Source organism: Telmatospirillum siberiense (assembly GCF_002845745.1).
GTDB classification, from domain to species: Bacteria; Pseudomonadota; Alphaproteobacteria; order Rhodospirillales; family Magnetospirillaceae; genus Telmatospirillum; species Telmatospirillum siberiense.
Genome location: NZ_PIUM01000023.1, coordinates 12,824 through 28,699, shown reverse-complemented (window position 1 = coordinate 28,699; position 15,876 = coordinate 12,824). Strand labels below are relative to the sequence as shown.

16 protein-coding genes and 1 riboswitch are annotated in these 15,876 nt (G+C 61.9%); of the genes, 1 reads left to right on the top strand and 15 read right to left on the bottom strand.

Translation table 11 applies throughout. The features are described from left to right. Window positions 1-6: 6 nt before the first annotated feature. Entirely contained in the window at window positions 7-390 is a 384-nt protein-coding gene (crcB, locus tag CWS72_RS17970) for a fluoride efflux transporter CrcB (RefSeq protein ID WP_101252018.1), read from the bottom strand. A 100-nt stretch (window positions 391-490) separates the two neighbouring features. Further along, window positions 491-550: riboswitch (Fluoride riboswitch) on the bottom strand. Between the two features lie 151 nt (window positions 551-701). Here crcB and CWS72_RS17965 point away from each other — a divergent pair. After that, entirely contained in the window at window positions 702-1,325 is a 624-nt protein-coding gene (locus CWS72_RS17965; protein WP_241911796.1) for an HAD family hydrolase, read from the top strand. A gap of 12 nt (window positions 1,326-1,337) precedes the next feature. Here CWS72_RS17965 and CWS72_RS17960 read toward each other — a convergent pair whose 3' ends face one another. The 14 genes from CWS72_RS17960 to CWS72_RS17895 all read right to left on the bottom strand — a co-directional run bounded on the left by CWS72_RS17960 (window position 1,338) and on the right by CWS72_RS17895 (window position 15,568). Next, window positions 1,338-2,678, bottom strand: coding sequence for a sensor histidine kinase (locus CWS72_RS17960; RefSeq protein ID WP_101252017.1), 1,341 nt, complete (start codon window positions 2,676-2,678; stop codon window positions 1,338-1,340). A 4-nt stretch (window positions 2,679-2,682) separates the two neighbouring features. Then, the gene (locus CWS72_RS17955; RefSeq protein WP_101252016.1) at window positions 2,683-4,161 is read right to left on the bottom strand and encodes a sigma-54-dependent transcriptional regulator; all 1,479 of its coding nucleotides are present in this window, start codon (window positions 4,159-4,161) and stop codon (window positions 2,683-2,685) included. Window positions 4,162-4,525: 364 nt separating this feature from the next. Beyond that, on the bottom strand, window positions 4,526-5,572 hold the full coding sequence (gene hypE, locus CWS72_RS17950; RefSeq protein WP_101252015.1) for a hydrogenase expression/formation protein HypE: 1,047 nt from the start codon (window positions 5,570-5,572) through the stop codon (window positions 4,526-4,528). Between the two features lie 185 nt (window positions 5,573-5,757). Continuing rightward, window positions 5,758-6,885, bottom strand: a complete 1,128-nt coding sequence (hypD, locus tag CWS72_RS17945; RefSeq protein WP_101252014.1) for a hydrogenase formation protein HypD — start codon at window positions 6,883-6,885, stop codon at window positions 5,758-5,760. After that, window positions 6,882-7,106, bottom strand: coding sequence for a HypC/HybG/HupF family hydrogenase formation chaperone (locus CWS72_RS17940; protein WP_101252078.1), 225 nt, complete (start codon window positions 7,104-7,106; stop codon window positions 6,882-6,884). Before CWS72_RS17940 ends, hypD begins: the two co-directional genes overlap by 4 nt. A 124-nt stretch (window positions 7,107-7,230) precedes the next feature. Then, on the bottom strand, window positions 7,231-8,196 hold the full coding sequence (hypB, locus tag CWS72_RS17935) for a hydrogenase nickel incorporation protein HypB (protein ID WP_101252013.1): 966 nt from the start codon (window positions 8,194-8,196) through the stop codon (window positions 7,231-7,233). Beyond that, entirely contained in the window at window positions 8,196-8,537 is a 342-nt protein-coding gene (hypA, locus tag CWS72_RS17930; RefSeq protein ID WP_199175773.1) for a hydrogenase maturation nickel metallochaperone HypA, read from the bottom strand. Before hypA ends, hypB begins: the two co-directional genes overlap by 1 nt. After that, complete coding sequence (locus CWS72_RS17925) at window positions 8,537-9,688, bottom strand: nickel-dependent hydrogenase large subunit (RefSeq protein ID WP_101252012.1); 1,152 nt, start codon at window positions 9,686-9,688, stop codon at window positions 8,537-8,539. The genes hypA and CWS72_RS17925 overlap by 1 nt, the downstream gene beginning before the upstream one ends. 28 nt (window positions 9,689-9,716) lie before the next feature. After that, a complete protein-coding gene (locus CWS72_RS17920; RefSeq protein ID WP_101252011.1) occupies window positions 9,717-9,971 on the bottom strand; it encodes a HypC/HybG/HupF family hydrogenase formation chaperone in 255 nt (84 codons plus the stop codon). A 6-nt stretch (window positions 9,972-9,977) separates the two neighbouring features. After that, window positions 9,978-10,457 carry a HyaD/HybD family hydrogenase maturation endopeptidase gene (locus tag CWS72_RS17915; protein ID WP_101252010.1) on the bottom strand — a complete coding sequence of 160 codons (480 nt, stop codon included), beginning with the start codon at window positions 10,455-10,457 and terminating at the stop codon, window positions 9,978-9,980. Between the two features lie 90 nt (window positions 10,458-10,547). Continuing rightward, window positions 10,548-12,257, bottom strand: coding sequence for a nickel-dependent hydrogenase large subunit (locus tag CWS72_RS17910; protein ID WP_101252009.1), 1,710 nt, complete (start codon window positions 12,255-12,257; stop codon window positions 10,548-10,550). Between the two features lie 14 nt (window positions 12,258-12,271). After that, the gene (hybB, locus tag CWS72_RS17905; RefSeq protein WP_101252008.1) at window positions 12,272-13,465 is read right to left on the bottom strand and encodes a Ni/Fe-hydrogenase cytochrome b subunit; all 1,194 of its coding nucleotides are present in this window, start codon (window positions 13,463-13,465) and stop codon (window positions 12,272-12,274) included. A gap of 2 nt (window positions 13,466-13,467) precedes the next feature. After that, on the bottom strand, window positions 13,468-14,439 hold the full coding sequence (gene hybA / locus CWS72_RS17900) for a hydrogenase 2 operon protein HybA (RefSeq protein WP_101252007.1): 972 nt from the start codon (window positions 14,437-14,439) through the stop codon (window positions 13,468-13,470). 4 nt (window positions 14,440-14,443) lie between these two features. Further along, window positions 14,444-15,568: a hydrogenase small subunit gene (locus CWS72_RS17895; protein ID WP_101252006.1), complete on the bottom strand. Its 1,125-nt coding sequence runs from the start codon at window positions 15,566-15,568 to the stop codon at window positions 14,444-14,446. Window positions 15,569-15,876 lie beyond the last annotated feature (308 nt).

Below are 15,876 nucleotides of genomic sequence, written 5' to 3'. Positions count from 1 at the left end.
CCTCCATTAGCCGGTCACGAGGTTCGCGGCGACGGCCCCCAGCCATGCGCCGACGAGGCAAAGAACCACCGACAACACGATGTTCATGCTGGCATGAAACCACTCGCCGCCCTGGGCCAGAACCAACGTCTGCATGCTGAACGACGAGAATGTGGTGTAGCCGCCGCAGATGCCGACCATGAAGAATTGCCGCCATTCGCCCGGTACGAACAAGCGGGCGCCCGGCGCGGTCAGCGTGGCGAAGAAGACGATGGCGAACGAACCGGTGATATTGATCACCAGCGTACCCCATGGAAAGGTTTGTCCGAACCAGTTGGCGATCAGGCTGGATAGCCAATAACGGAGGACGGATCCGATCGCCCCCCCGACCGCGACGAGAAGATAAGTCATTCATAGTCCTCGTGGTGCCGAATGACGTGCAGGCATGAAAACACCAGCCCCATCGTGATGGATGGCGGCAGGTTGGCACAACTCCCCACCGCGCGGTAACTACGCAGTAGGAGTCATCAGCCTTTCGGCGGTTTCGGGAGACCCCATTCCCATCGAATGTCCACTTAGTATGAACAATGGAACCGTCCCGTCAATCGGGAACGGGAGTCTCTCGCGCCAAGATATCCTGGAAAAGCCACACTTCAGGTGTTTTAGTCGACATCCCCGGAAAAACGGGGAACCGCTAAAAATAATGGAAAGAGGAGAGCGATTTGTCCCCGAACATTACGCCGTCTTCGATCATTTTCGATATCGGAGGCGTTCTGATCGACTGGAATCCGAGATATCTGTACAGAAAGCTGTTCGACGACGAACAGGAGATGGAACGTTTCCTCGCGGACGTCTGCACCCCCGGATGGAATGACCAGATGGACGCCGGCCGCAGCTGGTCGGAAGCGATCGACGAACTGGTCGCCCGCCACCCCGAACAGGCAGAGAACATCCGTGCCTTCCGGGGAAGATGGCCGGAGATGCTGGGCGGCACCATCGATGAGACGGTGGGGATCCTGGAGACCCTTCACCGGAAGGGCACGCCGCTCTATGCTCTGACCAACTGGTCGGAGGATACCTTCGAACTGACCAAAAGCCGCTTTCCGTTCCTGAACTATTTTCGCGGCATCGTCGTCTCGGGCCGGGAACGGCTCCGCAAACCCGATCCCGAAATCTTTCACCGTCTGCTGAAACGATATGACATCGCGGCGCCCCACCATGCCGTCTTCATCGACGACAATGCGGAGAATATCGCCTCCGCCGCCACCTTGGGCTTCCACGCCATTCGGTTTCTTTCGGCGACGAAGCTGCGCTCGGAATTGCAGGACCTCGGCTTCGCGGTCTGATTGGCGGACAGCTCATCCCGCCGGCAGGATGATGGTGAAGGCGGCACCGCCGTCCGGGCTGTTGGACACCTCGATCTTGCCGCCGTGATCGCGGATGATGCTCCAGGTGACCCAAAGGCCGAGACCGGTGCCGCCTCCCACGCCCTTGGTGGTGAAGAACGGCTCGAAGATCTTCGAAAGATTTTCCGCGGCGATGCCGGGGCCGTTGTCGCGCATGACCACCAGCACCTGCAATCCCAGACGCCGGCCGGACAAGGCGATCTTGGGATGGGGCACGTTCTTCATCGCATCGACGGAGTTCTGCATCAGATTGACGAAAACCTGATGCAGGGGTCCTTCGATCCCCTCGACAAGCAGCTCCGTGGGAAGATTGTCCTCCAGGGCGATCACCTGCTTGCCCGAGCGGCGGACCCATTGCATGGCGTTGCGGGCGACTTCGGCGATATTGACCTTCTGGTTCTCGGTCGGATCGACGAAAGACAGCCGTCGCAGGTTCTTGACGATCTCGGTGATCCGCAGCGCCCCTTCCAGCGTGCCCTCGATCAGCGGATCGAAATCTTTCAGTAACTGATCGATCTTCAATTGCTCGCGCAGATCCTCGCGCTCCGCATGATCCATCCCGCCATGCACGGCGTCGATATAGCGCACCAGCTTTTCGCGATAGCGCGACAGCGTATAGACGTTGCTGTAGACGAAGCTCACCGGATTGTTGAGTTCGTGGGCGACCCCGGCGACCAGACGGCCGAGCGAGGCCATCTTTTCCGCCTGCACCAGCTGAAGCTGGGCCCGCTTCAGGTCGAGATGGGCGTCGTGCAGCCCCTGGTAGGCCCGCCGCAGTTCGCCGACCGGCCGACCGACGATGACCATGCCGGGCATCCCGCGTTGGCGCTCCAGACGCGGCGAGCAATTCATCGCCACAAGATCGGTATAACCGCCGCTTTTGCTTTTCAGCCGCGCCTCATGCTCGGAGACGATGCCGCCGGGCCGGAAGACCTGGGCATCCTCTTCGGCCAGCAGTGCGGTCAGCGGCTGGTTGAAAAGGTCGTCGAAAGTGAATTCGGTCAGGCTCAGCAGCGCCGGGTTGACCTGCAGGATGCGTCCCTTCTGGTCGCAAACCACCAGAATGTCGGACATCGAGGCCATGACGCTGCCGATAAACTGCTGAGCATGCTCCAGCGCGGCATTTTTCTGTTCGAGGTCGACCTCGTAACGGATGAGGTCGGAATAGACCTCGTCCATCTTGCGGATCACCTCGATCCAGGCGGCCTCGGCCGCGCTGGTCTCAGGATCGGAAGCTTCTATTCCGCTCCCGGCCCTTAGGCCGTCGGCGGGAGGCTGGGACGGCTCACCCATGACATCAATTCATCCTTTCCAGCCCGTAGCGCTGCAATTTGGCCCTGAGCCCGACGCGCGACAACCCCAGTTCGTCGGCCACCCGGCTGATATTCCAACGATGGCGGTTCAAGGCGTCACGAATGATTTCCTCTTCCAGGGTCTCCACCCGCTCGCGCAGCGTATTGCCCGCCCCCCCGTTCAAGCGCTCGCCGGCCGTGATTTCCACGGGACCGTCGGAGGAAGGCTTGTCTTCCCAATTGGTCTGCGAACGTTGCAGGGCCGGGCTCAGCAGATGGGCCGAAATCACCGGATGCTCGGCCAGCGCCACCATCCTCTGGATCTCGTTTTGCAACTCGCGCACATTGCCCGGCCAATCATAGGTCTTGAGCCGGTTCTGCACTTCGTCGGAAAAACCACTAATGACCTTGCCGAACGCCTTGGTGGTCTCGTCCAACAATAATTCGGCCAGCAACGGAACGTCCATCGGCCGGTCGCGCAACGCCGGCAGATGCAAGCGGAAGGCGGCCAGGCGGTAGTAAAGATCGCGACGGAAACGATCGGCCTGGACTTCCGCCTCAAGATTGCGGTTGGTCGCCGAGATGACACGCACATCCACCTTGCGGGTCAGCCGGGCACCCAGGGGACGAATTTCACCCTCCTGCAGAACGCGCAGCAGCTTGACCTGAAAAGCCGGAGAGGTCTCGCCGATTTCGTCTAGAAAAATGGTGCCGCCGTCGGCTTGTTCGAAGAGGCCGATGCGGTCCTCGTAAGCCCCCGTGAAGGCCCCCTTCTTCGAGCCGAACAGCTCGGATTCGAGCAATTGATCGGGAAGCGCCGCACAGTTTTCGATGATGAAGGGCTTGTCGGCGCGCGGTGAATTGTAATGTAGCGCCCGGGCCAGCAATTCCTTGCCGGTTCCCGATTCGCCGGTGATCAATACGGAGATGTCATAGCCGGCGATCTTTTCAGCCGTCCGGATGGCATCGGCCATCGGACTGTTCGGCGCGCGCACGATGCGCTCGAAGCCATAGCGACTTTTCAGCACGCCGCGTTTCACCGCGACGATCTGTTGCAGCGTCTGCGTGGCCACGCGGATTTCGATGCTGGCGTTCTGGTTCTCGCGTTGAAGCTGAAAGGCGCGGACGGCCCCCTTGACCGTCTGGATCAGTTCGACCGGATCCCATGGCTTGGTGATGTATTGATAGATCCCCGCCTCGTTCAGGCCGGCAATGATGTCTTCCGAATCGGTGAAGCCGGAAATGATCATGCGGACCGGATCGGGCCAGCGATGACGCACGGTCTTCAGAAAATCGACGCCGGTGCGGTCGGGCATCTTCTGGTCGCACAGGATGGCATGAACCATCTCGACCTCAAGCAACGCCTCCGCCTCGCTGGCCGAGGAGGCGCACAACACTTCGAACTCGTCGGCAAGCACGCGCCGGAGGGATTCCTGGGAGCGCACCTCGTCATCGATTACCAGAACAATGGGCAATTTGGTCATGAATGTTTCACCGGCTTTCTACGCTGCGCCGCCTGGAACGGCGACGCCCACGCCTTTCGGTATCTCTTGGCTGGGATTATAGCGTGCCGCGCCGCAAGTTGGATCGAATCCATAAAAATGGTATCGCATCCCTTGCCGCGCCGCTCCCGCCGGGGTCTCCAACGTCCTCGATTTTCTCGTATTGTTCCCGTCGGGCGCCCTCCCGATCAATCGGTCGGGAAAGCGCGGATCGTGCCCGGTTTGTTCTGCCAATCCATTGATTTTTAATGAAAGTAATTTTCGCTGGCGGGGCCGTCCGGAAATAACCGCGTCATTTCCGGACGCTTCCGCCATGGCGGATGAAATTCCGCGAGGACCACCGCCCTCAACAAATCCTCGGCAATTGTTCGCCGGCCAGCCAGTCGACGACGCGATTGCCGCCAAAGCTGGTTTCCATCTGGACGAAGTGGTGGGAATCTTCGACCACGGTGCCGATTATCGCGCTGTCCTTGCCCAGGGGATGGGACCGCATCACCGAAAGCAGGCGCTCGGCCGTCTCGCCGGGCACGATGGCGATCAGCTTTCCTTCGTTCGCCACGTAAAGCGGATCGAGCCCCAGCAGTTCGCAGGCCCCCCTCACCTCCTGGCGAATCGGGATATCGGCCTCCCGGATCCGCATGCCGACGCCCGACTGGGATGCCAGTTCGTTCAGGGTCGAAGCCAAACCGCCGCGCGTCGGATCGCGCAGGCAATGAATGGCGGGCACCGCGGCCACCATGTCCGCGACCAGGCCGTGCAGCGCGGCCGAATCGGAATGCAATGTCGTTTCGAAACCCAAACTTTCACGCAGGCTCATCACCGCGACGCCATGATCGCCCATGGTGCCGCTGATCAGAATGGCATCGCCCGGCCGCGCCAAATCGCCGGAAATGCGCACCCCCTCGGGAACCTGCCCGATGCCGGTGGTGGCGATAAACAGACCATCTCCCTTGCCCTTTTCAACCACCTTGGTGTCGCCGGTCACCACCGGAACACCCGCCGCCTTGCTGGCCGCGGCCATCGAGATGACGATCCGCTTCAAGTCGGCGAGCGGCAATCCCTCCTCGATGATGAAGGAGGCCGACAAGGCCAGCGGCACGGCGCCGGCCATGGCGACGTCGTTGATCGTACCGTGGACCGACAACGAGCCGATATCGCCGCCGGGAAAAAACAGCGGCGATATGACATAGCCGTCGGTGGTCATCACCACTCGCCCCGCCTCGACCGCCAGGCAAGCCTGATCGTTACGCTGTCGCAACGCGTCATTATCGAAGCATTCGATGAACAACTCCTCGACGAGTTGCGCCATCGCCCGTCCCCCGCCCCCATGGGTAAGATCGACGCGGCCGTTCTTGAAATCGAGGGAAGGTCCTTTGCGCTGAAGAGTCGTCATTCGATACTCGTTATTTGAAGGTTGACCACCAGATCACCAAGGCCCCAAGCGAAGGCTTTGGCGGCATTCATCTCTTCTTGGCGCCCTGGTGGTTCAAATATTTCCAATTGGGGCTTCGCTCCAAACCCTAAGGGCGGGCGGGAAGCGCCGCTCGGGCTTAAGGGCCTGTCGATTCCAACAGGCCCTTAGCTGGCCTGACGGAAGCGGCCATAGGTCCAGTGGGCGGCGCAGGCCCCTTCTGCGGAGACCATGCAGGACCCCATAGGACTTTCCGGAGTGCAGACCGTGCCGAACAGCTTGCAGTCGGCCGGTTTCTTGAGGCCGCGCAGAATGGTGCCGCATTCACAGGCCCGGTTGTCGGGCACCGACCGGGTTTCAATGGAGAACCGGCGCTCGGCGTCGAAGTCGGCGTAGGCTTCCCTGATGGCCAGGGCACTGTTGTCCACGTATCCCAAACCGCGCCATTCGAATGTCGGGCGCAACTCGAAGACGTCGGCGACGATGGCCTGGGCCTTCAGATTTCCGTCCCTGGTGACCGCCCGGCTGAATTCGTTTTCCACCTCCGCGCGCCCATCGTTCAGCTGACGCACCAGCATCAGGATGGCCTGGAGAACATCGAGCGGTTCGAAACCGGCGATGACGACCGGCTTGCGATAGGTTTCGGCGAAGGGTTCGTAGGGACGGCTGCCGATGACCGTCGAGACGTGGGCCGGGCCGATGAAACCGTCCAGCGGCACCGTTCCCAGTCGGCTCACCTCCGGGCTTTCCAGGATGGTGGCGATCGCCGACGGCGTTAGAACGTGATTGCTGAATACCGAATAGTTGGCCAGTCCCATCGCCTTGGCCTGCTGGATCACCAGGGCGGTGGGCGGCGTCGTGGTTTCGAAACCGATGGCGAAGAAGACAACCTGCTTGCCCGGATTTTCCCTGGCGACGACAAGACTGTCGGCCGCGGAATAGACCATGCGGACGTCGGCGCCCTCGGCCTTGACCTTCATCAGACTGAGACGGTTCGAGCCGGGAACGCGCAGGAGATCGCCGTAGATGCAAAGAATGACATCCGGCCTGCGGGCAATGCCGATGGCGTCGTCGACCCGTCCGATGGGCAATACGCAGACGGGACACCCCGGCCCATGGATCATGCGCACGTTGGCGGGAAGCAGATCCTCGATGCCGTAGCGCGAAATCGCATGGGTGTGCCCTCCGCAGAACTCCATCAGGGAGTAGCTGCGGTCGGATGAGGCCTCGGCGCCGATGGTGGCGGCGATTTTGCGGGCCAGATGTCCGTCGCGGAATTCGTCGATGTATTTCATTGCGCGGCCGCCGACATTTCGGCGAACAGGGCCAGGGTCTTCGCGGCCTCTTCCGGATCGACCTTGGACAGGGCGTAGCCGACATGGACGATCACGTAGTCGCCGACGGAAACGCCTTCCACCAGGGCGAGCGAAATCTCCTTGTTCACACCGCCCAATTCGACCACGGCCAGGTCATCGGGCAGCATTTCCTTGATCAGAGCGGGTAAAGCCAAACACATGGAAGTCTTTCCTTTTCTTTTCGGTTCCCGCATTGAGAAATCGGTGGCACCGGCGTCCCTGCCGGTGTTTGCCTGTCCGGCTTCGCCGCATCACCGGCGGGGACGCCGGTGCCACTGAAACCGTTCACTTCGCCGCGAGTTGATTGCGCACGTCGGCCAGCTTGGCCTCCAGCGCGGCGACCCGATTGGCCAACACGACCTGACGCTTGCCGTCGATCCACCGATACCACTCCTCCAGCCCCTCGCCGGTGGTCGCCGAGACCTTGAGCACCGCGATCTCGGGATTGATCTTGCGGGCGAATGAGATACAGCGCTCGACATCGAAAGTGAGATAGGGCAGCAGATCGACCTTGTTCAGAAGCATCACCTCGGCGGCGGCGAACATGTCGGGATATTTGAGCGGCTTGTCCTCGCCCTCGGTGACGGACAGGATCACCACCTTGGCCGCCTCGCCCAGATCGAAGCCGGCGGGACAGACGAGATTGCCGACGTTCTCGATGAACAACGTCGAATCCTCAGGCACCCCCAGCTTTTCGGCGGCCCGGCCGATCATATGGGCATCCAGATGACAACCCTTGCCAGTATTGACCTGCAAGGCCGGTGCGCCGGTGGCGCGGATGCGGTCGGCATCGTTGCTGGTCTGCTGGTCGCCCTCGATGACCGCCACGGGATAGCGCGACTTGACGTCGCTGACCGTCCGGCACAAGAGCGTCGTCTTTCCCGATCCGGGGCTGGAGACGAGATTGAGGGCGAGAATGCCGGCCTCGGCGAAAGCCGCCCGGTTGCGCGCCGCATAACCGTTGTTGTAGCCCAGGATGTCCTGTTCGATCTTGACCATGCGGGCCTGGCTCAGGCCGGGCACATGGGCTCCGGCCGGGCCGTGACCGAAATGCAGGTCGGCCCCCTCCTCCCGCACATGGTCATGGTCATGGTCATGAGTATGCGTATGACCATGATCGTGATCATGATGATGGCCGTCGTCATGGTCATGATGATGGCCATGCGCGTGCGGGTGATCATGACCATGATCATGATGGTGGTGATCGGCCTGCTGGTCCGTCTGGCTGCCGCAGCCACACACCGTGCACATCACTCCACCTCCAATTCCTTGATTCGCATCTCGTCGCCTCCACTGACCTGCAGCTTTTCACCGCCGCATTCGGGACAGGACGCGTAACGTTCGCTCAGATGTACCTGCTTGCCGCAGTCCATGCAAAGGGCTTGGCCGGGAATACGGATGATTTCCATCCTTGCGTCCTCGGCCAGGGTTCCGACGCGGATCGCCTCGAAACAGAATTGCAGCGCCTCCGGGTCGACTGTCGACAATTCCCCGATTTCCAGCCACAGAATCTTGACCCGGCTGAAGCTCTGCGCCACCGCCTGTTCCTCAAGGACCCTGAGCACACCCTCGGTCAGCGACATTTCATGCATCACGGCCCCTCGATTTGACAAGCGACGCAGGGGTCCAGGGCCGCGACCAGCAAGGCCGCCCGCGCTTTCGGATCAGGACCGGCGGGCCGGCCTTGCAATCCCTGCACGAACGCTCCCCGAGGATGGAAATTCCACTCGGTGGGCGCCAGGATCTGATAGCGCGTGACGATATCTCCACCGGCTTCCACCCGATGGACCAGGCGCCCACGGGCCGCCTCCACCACGGCCAAGCCGCTCACCGCCGGAGGCATCGACTGCGAGCTGCTATCATTGCACAGACCATGACCAAAGTCCTGCATTTCACGCAAAAGAACGCTCAATTCGGCAACCCTGGCGGCGATCTGGGCCAAAAGGCCTGGACCGAAACCGGCGACGATATCCGCCACCAACGGATGATCGGCCCGCCTGGCCAAGGGACCGGTGTGAAACAGACGCCCGTCCCAATCCGGCTGACAGATGAACTCGCCCGTATGGTCGTTCTCCAGACGGATATTCAGGCGGTCACGATCGAGAACGGGCAACGCCGGCACCTCGGCCGCCCCGAATCCCGCCAAGCCATCGGTGAGCAGACGGGCCGCCAGACGGGCCGCGACGGTCTCGCCGGCGGCCGACCAGGAAACCCAGGCGGCACCGGTCTCCGGTACGGACGTCCCGAAGACGACCTCGCCCAGCCCGGCGGCGACGCTCGCCATGGCCTGCCGCAACGCCTCCTCGTCGATCCGCAGGATGCCGCCCCCCGGCCTTGCCCAATCGCCTTGGGGATAGACCAGCCGATGCAGATCGACCAGGGTCCCGCGCAAGGATTTCAGAACGGCAATGGCCGGCGGTTCTCCGAGCAACTGCGCCCAATCGAGACAGGCGCGGCCGGCGTGCTCCAGCACCGTTTCCCCGGCGATCAGAAAAAGCCGCGCCGCTTCCTGCGCGGGCGTGGGAACGAGCCCTCTGGCCCGTTCGACGGCTTCCGCCGCAGCCAACCCCTGGGCCATGCGACAAATGGAGAACAGGCGGGAGATCAATCCGGGGACATCGTCGGCCACCCGGCCGACCAGCGGCCGGGTGGCGGTCAACAGCCTCCGATTGCGGATCCCGACATGGGAAAACGATCCATCCGCAACGGCGAGATCGATATGGATGGCACCTTCAACGGGCATGCAAGGACGTCTCGATAAACCCTTCCCGTCACGAGGAAGGGGTTAAAACCGTATTTGTTTCCGCGTCGTCGATGGCTTGAGCGAAATAGGCCAAAGCCTCCCGCGCGAATTCCTCGGGCACCCGCTCGACGGCGAAAGTGCCCGCTTGAATAGTCAGGAAATCCCCGATCGCGACGGGTTCGTTCATCAGCATCAGGCTGACCGAACGCTCGACCCCGAAACATTCCACCCGGGCCATATCGCCGTCAATGGAAAGAACGCGAGAGGGGATTGCGGTACACATCCGTCTTCACACCCTTGCCCGCGCCGGCGATCCAATGGCGGCCAATTCCTCGGTCACCAGTTCCAGCACCCGGTCCATCTTCGCCGCCACATCGGGGGACAGTTCCATCGCCATCTCCAGCGACACCGGCTGGACGCCGATCAGAACCACCCTTTCCGGCGCACCGCCTGAAAAACGCAGGGCCGCCAGCACATCGCAGAGCCCCACCTGATGGGGCGACAGCTTGGTCTTGAAGAAGGCCGGCACCTCCTCGCCCTCCAGGCGGACGACGCTGCCCGGCGCCGCGCCGACCCTGACCGCGTCGATAACGATCAGATCGTGCGCGCCTTGCAGATCCGGCAGCAATTCCATTCCCGTGGTGCCGCCGTCGACCACCTCGACATTGTCGGGCAGCAGAAAGCGCTGTTGCAACGCCTCGACGGCGTGGACACCGATGCCCTCGTCCGACATCAGGATGTTACCGATTCCCAGAATCACCACGCGCATGTTTCTCTCACCCGAAAAAAAGCTCGCGGTCACCACGTTGGGCGGGCGACCGCGAGCCTTGTGCAAGACTATCTCAAACGATCGCCCTGGTTAAAGCGCTTTCACCTGCACGACCGTCTTGTTCTCCTTGTCCGTCAGATGGACGGCGCAGGCAAGACAGGGGTCGAACGAGTGAACGGTACGCAGAACCTCGAGCGGACGTTCGGGATCGGCCACCGGCGTGTTCAGCAGAGAGGCTTCGTAGGGGCCGACCGCCTCGTCCTCGCCGCGGGGCGCCGCCAACCAGGTGGTGGGCACGACCGCCTGATAGTTGGCGATCTTGCCGTCCTTGATCACCGACCAATGCGACAACACGCCGCGCGGCGCTTCGTGCAGACCGACACCCATGATCTCGCCCTTCGGGAAGACCGGCTTGTTGAAGGTCGCCACGTCACCCTTGGCGATGTTCTCCATCAGGGCCTGCCAGTTGGCCTGCAGGCTTTCATAGACCACGCCGCAGCGTACGGCGCGGGCGGCATGACGGCCGATGGTCGAATGCAGGGCCGAGATCGGAAGCTTGGTTCCCGACAACTGGCTGACCGTGTCGATCATCCGGTTCAGATGGCTGATGGTCGGCTGATGTCCGGCGGCGACGCCGCACAGCACATTGGCCAGCGGACCGACCTGGGCCGGCTTGCCGTAGAAGGTCGGCGACTTGACCCAGGAATATTTGCCGTCGTCCTGGAAGTCGGTGTAGGCGGGAGTGGTCTCGCCCTTCCACGGATGAAGCGCACCGGCGCCGGCCGAATACTTGTACCAGGAATGCTTGACCGATTCGGCCACGCCGTCCCGGAAATAGCTGTCGGCATAGGAGGTGATCGGCTTGTAGGTCGACAGATCGCCGCCCTTGATGAAGCCGCCCGGCGTCATGAACTTGGTGCATTTGGTGTCGATCGGCATATCGGGCACCGACAGATAATCGGTGACGCCGGCGCCGATGGCCGTCCAATCGGAATAGAAGGCGCCGACCGCGGCCACATCCACCTGATAACAGTTGCGGATGAACGAGCCCAGCTTGTCCATCATCTCCTTGATCAGCAGCAGGCGCTCGACGGTGAGCACCGACTGGCTGTCCGTGGAAATCGGGTTGGACACGCCGCCGACGGCCAGGTTCTGGATGTGCGGGGTCTTCGATCCCAGGGTCGCCACGATCTTGTTGGCGTAACGCTGGACTTCAAGCGCCTGCAGATAGTGCGCCACCGCCATCAGGTTGACTTCCGGCGGCAGCTTCATCGCCGGATGGCCCCAATAACCGTTGGTGAACACGCCCAACTGGCCGGAACCGACGAAGGTCTTCAGGCGGTTCTGCACGTCGGCCATGACATGGCGGCTGTTGCCTTCCCAGTCCGACAGGCTTTCGGCCAGCTGCGCGGCCTTGGCCGGATCGGCCTTCAAGGCCGAGACCACGTCCACCCAGTCGAGGGCCGACAGGTGATAGAAGTGAACGATGTGATCATGAATGGAGTGCGCGTTCATGATCATGTTGCGGATGTACTGCGCGTTGAGCGGAACCTCAAGCTTCAGGGCGTCCTCGACCGAACGCACCGAGGCCATCGCATGCACGGTGGTGCACACGCCGCAGATACGCTGCACGATGGTCCAGGCGTCACGCGGATCGCGACCCAGCACGATCTGCTCGATGCCCCGCCACATCTGGCCCGAAGACCAGGCCCGGTTGACCTTCCCGTTCTCGACATTCACGTCGACGCGCAGATGTCCTTCGATACGGGTGATGGGGTCGATGGTAATTCTCGTCGCCACGGCAACTCTCCTCTTTACTCGTTGGTCGTCGCGGCCGCGCTAGGGGCACGCAGAACGGTGTGGGAACCCTTGCCATGGGCAGGGTGATGACTGGACAGAACAGGGAACAGCTTCACGCAGACGATATAGCCCAAAATCTCCAGGGCCACGAAGCCAACGGTGATCAGGATCTCGCCCACCGACGGGAAATAATGCCATCCCTCGCGGCCATAGGCGATCAGAACCAGATCGAGGCGATAAAGGGCGCCCGCCAGCAGCATGGAAACCGCCGCGATGAACAGAAGCTGCGGATTGACCCGGTTCTTCTGCGTAGCCAGCAGGATGACCGGCAGGACGAACAGCAGGTTCTCCAGGATGAAGAAGAACGAATATTTGCCCGAGGTCAGGACCAGGCCCAGCTTGCCGGCGTAGGCAAGATTGCCCCAGCGGACCACCAGATAAAAAATCAGCAGTCCGGAGATGAGGCGCGAGATCTTGCCCAGCATATGGGCCTCGCTGGGACGATTGTAGGCTTCGGTGACCAGGCTGCCTTCGAAGATGACGATGGAGTAGCCCATGCAGATGGCCGACGAAAGCGCCATCACCGGCAGAAGATTGCTCTGCCACAGGGGGTGGACCAGATAGCCGGCCGGGATCAGCAGCGAGCCCAGGGAGGACTGATGCATGGTCGGCAACAGGCAGCCGATGGCGATCGGAATGAAGGCGGTCTTCTTCAAGATGGCCACCACCTTCGGCGGCGCAAATCTTTCGGCGATCGCCGGAGCGAACTCGACCCACAACACCATGCAGTAGGCGGCGATGCAGCAGGCGACCTCGAACATGATCGAGGTGGGATTGGCCCATCCCGGCAGGAACAGATGCCAGGCGTTCCAGTAACGGCCGACGTCGAACATGATCGACATGCCGCCCAGGCTGTAGCCGAAGGCGCTGGCGATCAGAGCGGGACGGACCAGCGGATGGTATTCGCCCCGATTGAAGATATAGACCAGGATCGCCATGGAATAGCCGCCGCAGGCGAAGGCGGTGCTGATGAACACGTCATAGGCGATCCACAGGCCGAAACCGTAGCCGTTGGACAGGTTGGTCACCGCGCCCAGACCGAAAACGAGGCGGTAGAGCAACAAAGCGCCCATGATGACCGTGAGGATGGCGGTGATCACCGTCGTCTTGGTGATATAGGACCCGCCGAGAGGAGCAGCCTTGGACATGGTTATTCCTCCTCATCATGGTTTTTGGTGTTCTTGCGGGCGACGTAGAGCAGGCCGGCAAACAAGGCCACCGGGGCTATCAGGTCGTGATAGATCCCTTCCTGAATGGTCTCCGCCTCGGAGGCGTAGGACCGCTCGCGCAGCTTCGGATAGCCCATCTTTTCGAAGGGCACGCCGGACAGCAGCAACATCTGGGTGCCGCCCATCTCGGTCGTCCCGTAGGCATGCTGGACGTAAGCGGCGTTCGGATGCTCATGCACGTCGGGCGAACCGACGGTCTTGCGGGCGAAGGTGTTCGGCTTGCCCGCCGGCACGGCGAGACGACGATCGGCCTCTTCCTTCAAGGCGGTCACCGGACCGAACAGCGTCGCGCCGGTCGGGCACACCTCGGCGCAGGCCGGAATCTTGCCCTCGGCCTGCCGATGCTTGCACAACTGGCACTTCAGGAGCTTCGGGAAGGCCTTGTCGAACTCGAACTGCGGCACGGCGAACGGACAGGCCACGATGCAATAGCGGCAACCGATGCAATCGGCCGGTTCGTGGCTGACGATGCCGGTCACCGGATCCTTGGTCATGGCGGTGACCGGGCAAACCGACACGCAGGACGGATCGACGCAATGCAGGCAGGATCGCTTCATGAAGGCGAAGCCGTCCTTCTCCTGGTCCTTGTGCTGCCCGGTCCCTTCCGAATACATCTTGATGACCGTGATGGTCTTTCCCGAGATGTCGAGCGGATTGTCCCAGAGCTTCTCCTCGGTGGAGAACTCCGGATGGGTGTCGTTGGCGTCGCGACAGGCGACGACGCAGGCCTTGCATCCGACGCAAATGGTCGAATCGTAGAGCAGACCGACCGCCTTTGGCGGCATGGTCAGGTTCTCGCGGGCCTCGGCCGGTGTGGTCGTGGCCGCGGCGCAAGCCGCGGCGGCACTGCCAGCGGCCGCTCCCTTGAGAAAATTTCGTCTGGAGAAAGCCATGGGATCATTCCTTCCCAATCGACGAGTCTTCCGGCTTTTTCTTGCCGAGGTTGGCGGCGAATTTCGCACCGGCCCCCACAGCCAGGCCACCGATGACGGCCATGGTCGCACCGGACGCCAGGGTGATCCCTTGACCTTGTTCCTCGACGATCCGCGCGTAGGATTCGGGCGGCGTGATGTAAACCGGCTCGGCCAGGGAATGGATCGGCTTGGTGAAGCCGATGCCCTTCTCCGAACAGCCGATGCAGGGATGGCCGGTCCCAACCGGCCAGCTCCCGCTACCGATGTCGTTGAAGAGAATCGAAGGACAGTTGGCGAAAGTCTCGGGGCCCTTGCAGCCCAGCTTGTAGAGACAATAGCCCAGACGATGGCCTTCGTCGCCGAATTCCTGGGCGAAGCGGCCGGCATCGAAATGCGGGCGGCGTTCGCAGTTCTCGTGGATGATCCGGCCATAGGCGAACTTCGGCCGTCCCTTGCCGTCGAGTTCGGGCAGCTTGCCGAAGGTCAGGTAATGCACGACGGTCGAAAGGAAGTTGTAGGGGCTGGGCGGGCAACCGGGGATATTGACCACCGGCTTGTCCTTGATGATCTCGTCGACACCGACGGCGCCGGTCGGATTGGGGGCCGAGGACGGCATGCCGCCCCAGGCGGCGCAGGAGCCGATGGCGATGACGGCGGCGGCGTCGGCCGCGCATTCCTTCACCAGATCGAGCGCCGTATGGCCGCCGACCTTACAGTAGATGCCGCCATCCTTCATCGGAATGGCACCCTCGACGACCAGGACATACTTGCCCTTGTTGGCGGCCATCGACGCCTTGCGCGCGGCTTCGGCCTGGTGGCCGGCGCCGGCGAACAGCGTCTCGTGATAATCGAGGGAGATGATCTCGAGAATCAGCTTATCGAGGGCGGGATGTTCGGCACGCAGCATCGATTCGGTGCAGCCCGTGCATTCCTGGAAATGCAGCCAGATCACCGGCGGGCGCGTGGAGGAAGCAATGGCGTTGGCGATCGCTGCGTCAGCGCCCTTCGGCAAGCCCATCGTGGCTGCCATGGCCGCACAGAACTGCATGAAACTACGGCGTGAAAGCCCCAGCCTCGTCTCGATCGCGTTCAAGATGTCGTCGTTCATATTCCCAACCTCTCTCTACTCACGCGAAGAACGATTCACCGCCCCGGCGCGTACCGTCGGCGGGAAAATGGTCAAAACTGACAGATAAGGTCCGTTCCGATGCGGACGCGACGTCGCCGGGACAGGCTTCGGGCATCGTCCCCATGGAACGGCGCGCCGGCATGGTGCTGATAAGAAAGTAGCCAGACAAACCCGAACCTCCCGACTGCGGACCGCGACGGTCTCACGAACCACCCATCCATACGCAAGAGCTGGGCCAGTTTCGGCTGGGAGAGCTTATGTAATTTTATTCAATGAGTTATATATCA

What these genes read in the sequence shown, in the direction of transcription:
- CWS72_RS17915 (WP_101252010.1), bottom strand. Translation starts at nt 10,457, where the DNA reads ATGCGCGTGGTGATTCTGGGAATCGGTAACATCCTGATGTCGGACGAG.
- CWS72_RS17895 (WP_101252006.1), bottom strand. Translation starts at nt 15,568, where the DNA reads ATGAACGACGACATCTTGAACGCGATCGAGACGAGGCTGGGGCTTTCA.
- hypB (WP_101252013.1), bottom strand. Translation starts at nt 8,196, where the DNA reads ATGTGCACGGTGTGTGGCTGCGGCAGCCAGACGGACCAGCAGGCCGAT.
- crcB (WP_101252018.1), bottom strand. Translation starts at nt 390, where the DNA reads ATGACTTATCTTCTCGTCGCGGTCGGGGGGGCGATCGGATCCGTCCTC.
- hybA (WP_101252007.1), bottom strand. Translation starts at nt 14,439, where the DNA reads ATGGCTTTCTCCAGACGAAATTTTCTCAAGGGAGCGGCCGCTGGCAGT.
- CWS72_RS17920 (WP_101252011.1), bottom strand. Translation starts at nt 9,971, where the DNA reads ATGTGTACCGCAATCCCCTCTCGCGTTCTTTCCATTGACGGCGATATG.
- hypA (WP_199175773.1), bottom strand. Translation starts at nt 8,537, where the DNA reads ATGCATGAAATGTCGCTGACCGAGGGTGTGCTCAGGGTCCTTGAGGAA.
- CWS72_RS17925 (WP_101252012.1), bottom strand. Translation starts at nt 9,688, where the DNA reads ATGCCCGTTGAAGGTGCCATCCATATCGATCTCGCCGTTGCGGATGGA.
- CWS72_RS17955 (WP_101252016.1), bottom strand. Translation starts at nt 4,161, where the DNA reads ATGACCAAATTGCCCATTGTTCTGGTAATCGATGACGAGGTGCGCTCC.
- CWS72_RS17960 (WP_101252017.1), bottom strand. Translation starts at nt 2,678, where the DNA reads ATGGGTGAGCCGTCCCAGCCTCCCGCCGACGGCCTAAGGGCCGGGAGC.
- hypD (WP_101252014.1), bottom strand. Translation starts at nt 6,885, where the DNA reads ATGAAATACATCGACGAATTCCGCGACGGACATCTGGCCCGCAAAATC.
- CWS72_RS17940 (WP_101252078.1), bottom strand. Translation starts at nt 7,106, where the DNA reads ATGTGTTTGGCTTTACCCGCTCTGATCAAGGAAATGCTGCCCGATGAC.
- hypE (WP_101252015.1), bottom strand. Translation starts at nt 5,572, where the DNA reads ATGACGACTCTTCAGCGCAAAGGACCTTCCCTCGATTTCAAGAACGGC.
- hybB (WP_101252008.1), bottom strand. Translation starts at nt 13,465, where the DNA reads ATGTCCAAGGCTGCTCCTCTCGGCGGGTCCTATATCACCAAGACGACG.